Genomic DNA, 6,339 nt, shown 5'->3' on the forward strand with positions numbered 1-6,339 from the left:
AGGAATATTTATGAATAAAATTTACAAAGTTATCTGGAGCGTTGCAAAACAGGCTTTGGTCGTGGTTTCCGAGTTGGCTTCTCGTCACGGCAAAGTGGCAAGCGAATCCAAAAAAACCTCCCCAGCTAGTCAACCAGTAAATTTTTCATTGAGTAAAATCTTTTTAGCACTCTCTGTGGCGTTTACCGGCGCTTCGGCTTATGCCGCAGGTACAGAAGTGGGCGGTGGAACTGCTATTGATAACAGTATTGCGGTAGGTAGCACTGCTCAAACTGCACGTGCGGTAACAACAGGATCGATTGCAATTGGAGCCGGTGCAACGGCTGGCCGTGCGAATATGGATAACCCGCAAGATCCAAATAACCGCACTACTGTGGGTAAAATGAATAATATCGCTATTGGTTCCGGTGCAACCGCGGATGGTGGTCGCAATATTTCCATTGGTGAGAATGCCGCTACCGGTACAGTGGACAACTGGAATATTCAAAATGTGAATATCGGTACCAATGCCGGCACAAATTCGAAAAAAGATTATAGCGTTGCGATTGGTTTTGAAGCCGGAAGCTTGAATAGCGCAACCCAAACCCTGCAAGCCGCAGTCGCTGACGGCAACCGTGCGCCGAGCGTTTATATCGGTAAAAATGCCGGCTCTAATACGGCTTCATACGGTAATATTGCTTTGGGTACCAATGCTGGCAGCGGTATTCAGGATACCCGAGTTCTCAGCAATATTATGATCGGTAATGGTGCTGGTGTCGGTTTGACAACTAATGATGGTAGGAATATTACTTTCCCAGGCTTTGGTTCAGGTGGTAATACACTGATTGGCTCTGCGGCAGGTCGCAATTTATCGGGTGATAGTAATGTTGCCATCGGTTCGATTGCCGGTGACGGTTCAAAAGGTGATAACAACGTTTATGCCGGTCATCTGGCAGGTCAAAATTCAACTTCCGATCGTTCTATTATCATGGGACCGCAAACCGGTTTAAATAGTATTAATGACCGAAGCGTATTAATTGGTAACTTCGCCAACGGTGGGGTAACCACCGCTACCCGTAATGTAGTCGCTTTAGGGTCAAGCGCCAGAGCACTTGGTAATGAAAGTGTGGGAATCGGTTTTAACGCCAACGCAGGCGCCAACAATACAACTGCAATTGGCAGAATGGCTCAAGCCATCGGCGTAAGTGCGGTGGCTATCAGCACCAGTGCACAAGCAACCGGAGCAAACTCAATCGCTATCGGCAACAATGCCGCAACCAATGCAGATTTGACGGAAGCAGATGTAAAATATCATGGTGACGGCGCCATCGCGATTGGTGAAAATGCGAATACCAGCTATGAAGGCAGCACCGCAATTGGTAAAGATACACTTGCGTCAAATTGGCGTTCGACTGCGGTGGGAGCCAGTTCGCAAGCAACAGGAACATCTTCAACCGCAATGGGGAACGGTGCAATTGCAAGCAGCACCGGCGCTTCGGCTTACGGCACATCTGCCAATGCCAGCGGCTCGAATGCCACTGCGCTGGGTAATGCGACTCAAGCTGCCGGTGCACTCAGTGTGGCTGTCGGGGTGAATGCTAAAACCGGCGGTACATCTGCTGTTGCTGTCGGACAAAACGCCAATGCGCAAGGCGGTTATGCGATTGCGCAGGGGCACGATAGCGTGGCGAATAGAGATAATGCTATTGCCATCGGCAGAGTTGCTCAGGCAACGGCGGCTTCTGCGACAGCCATGGGCAATCAAGCACAAGCCAGTGGCACATCATCTATTGCAATTGGTAATGGCGCACAAGCAACCGCACTTAACAGCATTTCTATCGGTACCGGTAACCAAGTATCCGGTGAAGGCTCCGGTGCAATCGGTGATCCGACAGTGATCACCGGTGATGCCTCTTACTCTTTGGGTAATGATAACAACATCGCCCAAGACAATACTTTTGTGATTGGTAACAATGTAACCACCACTCAAGCCAACAGTGTAATCTTGGGTAACAATTCAACTGATCGTACTGCGACGACTGAAAATACCGCTAGCGTCAATGGAATTACCTATACTGGTTTTGCTGGTCAAGGTAGTGCTGACAACGGTGTAGTCAGTGTGGGTGCGGCTGGCAAAGAACGTCAAATCATCAATGTGGCAGCAGGCCAAATTTCAGCAACTTCTACCGATGCGATCAACGGTAGCCAGCTATATGAAGTATCCAGCGAACTAGCAAATAATTTAACCCATTATTACAGCGTCAATGATAATAAAGTCAAGGGTGGCAACTATGATAATGATGGGGCAACGGGGATTAACGCTATGGCTGCCGGTGTGGATGCCGAAGCAACCGGTTATGGCAGTGTTGCCATGGGACACGGGGCAGTAGCTAGTGGTACGGTAATCCCTGCCGGTCAAACAAATGCAGGTGAATTATATAAATCATATGGTGGTAATGTTGCGATTGGTAGCTTGGCAAAAGCCAATGATCCAGCCACCATTGCGATCGGTTTGAATAGCGCTGCAAGTGGTAACAGTGCGATTGCGATGGGGAATACCGCCAAAGCTACGGCACTAAGAACCGTGGCAATTGGTCAATTATCTAATGCCGGTGGAGAAAGTGCTACGGCATTAGGCTATGGAGCAACGGCTACCGGTGGATCGTCGGTTGCCTTGGGTAACAACAGCCAATCAAGCGGTGAAACTGCCGTTGCAATCGGTGTATCTGCAAAAGCCAATGGCGGACAAGCAGTTGCTACGGGACGTATGGCAAATGCCGCAGAATACGCGGTCGCAACCGGCGGATTTTCCCAAGCGGCGGCAGGCGGTGTGGCGCAAGGAAATGGCGCACAGGCCACCGGACAACAATCGATTGCGATTGGTGGTAATTTACCAACAGCGACTAATGCTAACCCTCCGGCAACAGTAGCGGCAGGTGCTAATGCAATTGCAATGGGTTCCACGGCAACGGCGAGTGGAGCAAGTGCGGTTGCTATCGGTAATGGCGCACAAGCGACAGCTGGTAATATTATTGCGATCGGCGCAGCTGCCGGTAGTAATATGACCACTCCAAACAATCATTCTATCTTAATTGGTACAGGTGCCGGTGCAAACAGTACTGCGACTGGTGGAACGACAGATGCAGATATCTATATCGGCCAAAATGCGGGGCAGTTTTCTACTGGTATGCGCAACACAGTGATCGGTTCACAAAATGCCGGTACTGATTTAAAAGGCAATATGAACTCAGGCTTCGGTATGGCTTCATTGCGCACGGTTACCGGCAATGAAAATGCAGCTTTCGGTGCTTATTCCGGCCAGCAAAGCACGGGCAGCTTCAATACCGCAATGGGAGCGCAAGCCGGTCGCTTTGTTAATGGCAGCAACAATACCGGTATCGGCTATAACGCCGGTACCAGTGTCACCGGCAGCAATAATATCGCCTTGGGTCTCAATGCAGGCCAAGAAATCCGCACCAGTAACAGCACCAGCATCGGTAACGAAGCCAAAGCCAGCCAGCAGGGTGCGATTGCTATTGGTTCTAATTTAGGAACCGCATTTGGTGGTGCGACCACCGCAAGTGGCTTAGCCGCTATTTCGCTGGGTTCAGGTTCATCTGCCAGTGGAGCAAGCAGCATTGCAGAAGGTTTCCGTGCGACTGCGTCGGCAAGCAATGCACAAGCGAGGGGCACTAGCGCCACAGCCTCAGCAACAAATGCGATTGCGACCGGTACTCAATCAACTGCGAGTGGTGAGCGTTCGATTGCCATCGGTAACGGTGCACAAGCTACTGCGACAGATACGATCTCGATCGGTGCTGGCAACGTAGTCAGTGGTCAAGGCTCTGGTGCTATTGGCGATCCAAGCACGGTGAGTGGCACTGAATCTTATGTTTTGGGTAACAATAATGTTGTTGCTAATAACAATACCTTTGTTTTAGGGAATGATGTCACGTCCAGCCAAGACAATAGTGTGATTTTGGGCAATGATTCAACGGATCGGGCAGCGACGGAGGTGTCTACTGCTACTGTTGGTAATACGACCTATAGTGGTTTCGCTGGAACAGGCAGTGTTGCAAATGGTGTAGTCAGCGTTGGAGCCGCAGGTAAAGAGCGGCAACTCATTAATGTGGCAGCTGGTGCAATTTCTGCGACTTCAACCGATGCTATTAACGGCAGCCAGTTGTATATGGTAGCGAATGAGTTAAATAGCAGCAAAACCCATTATTACAGCGTGAACTCCACCAAGCAGTCTGCGGGCAGTAACTATAATAATGATGGTGCGACCGGTGTTGATGCCTTGGCAGCAGGAGTGAACACTTTAGCGGCAGGTGCTGGGGCAACCGCTATCGGCTTGTCTGCTACAGCAGGTGGTGCCAATGCCGTGGCTATCGGTAGTGGCAGTAAAGCGGGTGAATCGCAAGGTGTGGCAATTGGTAACAATTCGAATGCCTCGGCAAATGCCGGAGTGACCAGTGGCGTGGCAGTTGGCTTCACGGCGCGGACTTTTGGTAATAATGGTATTGCTATTGGCCGCTACAGTGCTGCGCAAACCAATGGTATTGCTTTGGGTACGAGCGCTGATGCCAACCAAGCCAATTCTATTGCCATTGGTAACAGTGCTTATGCCGGGGTAGAGGCCGTGCAAATTGGTACGACGTCAACCCGTGGTAATTGGAGCAACCATACCGGTGCATTCCGTCGTGGTAGCACAATGATTGGTTATGAAGCGGCTACTCAAGGCTTGTATTCTACAGTAACAGGTAATAACAATAAGATTTTGATTAACCAGCGGGCAACAACGGGTGGTATCTTCGGTTTGGGCGCTTTTGCCAGCCAAGGGGCATTCTCGCATATTTATGGGTCACAAAATACGGTGGGTGACACAACTAGCACGGATGTAGCGAACAGTATCGCAGTGACGGTCACCGGATCAGGCAATACGGTACAGAACAGTAACGGCGCATTAGTGAGTGGTTATGGCAATACCTTGACCAACTCTGCAGATGACAAGTTGGTATTACCGCCTATTGAAGCGAGTATGAATGATGCCCCCGGACTCTTTGCTAATAACGGTACTCAGTTAGGACAAACGGCATTGATTGGTGCCGGCAATAGTCTGAACAAAGGGAAGGACACGCTGGTTATCGGTATGCACAATACTGTTGATACCTCCAACGATTCTGCTATTACCGGTAGCAATTTGACCGTCAACAATATTGACCGCACTTTGATCAGTGGTAATGAGAATGTGGTTCACAGTGCTATCAACTTGTTAGCCATGGGGAATAACTTGACCTTAGGTTCAGAGGGCAATTCGATTAGCGACACTATTGTGTTGGGGAATAATGTCACTCTTGCCGATAGTGCGGAGTTGAAAGAGGCGATTGCGATTGGTAATGAAACTAAAGTCGGCAATCAGGCCATTGCGATTGGCCAAGGTGCACAAGCATTGGCGAATCAAACGATCTCGATTGGTTTAGGTAATATTGTGAGTGGAATTGGCTCAAGTGCGGTTGGTGATCCGTCAATTGTGGCCGGTACCAACAGCTTCTCGGCCGGTAACAATAATGCGGTAGGCAGCACGACAGACAATTCATTTATTCTGGGTGGACGTAACGATCTGGGCGGTGCTGCAGTTACTCGTGATGCCAACGGTGTGATTACCACGGCAGACGGTATTCAAAATACGGTGGATGCCTCAAACTCTGCCATTGTTGGTTACGATAACAGCGTACAGCAAAAGAATGTGTTTGTGCTGGGTAATCGGGTGAAAACAACCGTTGAAAATTCCGTGTTCTTGGGGGATTCAACTGCTTATTTGGCGGATGACAACAGCAGAACCAAAGGTATTGACAAGAATTATCAGAGCTATCAATTCAGTGATGCGCTGACATTGAATTTTGCCGGTGGTGATCAAGTTGTTGGTGTTGTCAGTGTCGGCAACGGCACTCAAACCCGCCGCATTCAAAATGTGGCACCGGGCTTAATTTCAGCAAGTTCAACCGACGCCATCAACGGCAGCCAATTGTATGCAGTAATGAACAGCGGCTGGAACTTTACCGTAGGCAATAATGGCGGTACCAGTTCAGCCACTTACAGTAATGGCGCGGCTTTTGAAGCGGTTAAATTAGGCGATACGCTGAATTTTGTTGCTGGTGATAATATTGATATTACACAAAACGGCAAAGAGATCAAAATTAGCGCCAAAGTGATGAAAGGTGAAAAAGGCGATACCGGCGCGACCGGCGCGACTGGTGCCACAGGAGCTACCGGAGCCACAGGTGCTACCGGAACTACTGGCGCAACTGGAGCCACGGGAGCGACTGGCGATACAGGTGCCACCGGCGCAACTGGAGC

The 6,339-nt window shown here is 49.7% G+C and carries 1 protein-coding gene; it reads left to right on the top strand.

Translation table 11 applies throughout. The annotated features are described in order from the left end of the window. Window positions 1-10 precede the first annotated feature (10 nt). Window positions 11-6,339 (top strand): ESPR-type extended signal peptide-containing protein (locus FHQ30_RS11535; RefSeq protein ID WP_176552633.1); only part of this gene is annotated, 6,329 nt, incomplete at its 3' end.

The sequence above is a fragment of the Testudinibacter sp. 'clade 2' genome (genome assembly GCF_006227735.1).
Lineage (GTDB): Bacteria > Pseudomonadota > Gammaproteobacteria > Enterobacterales > Pasteurellaceae > Chelonobacter.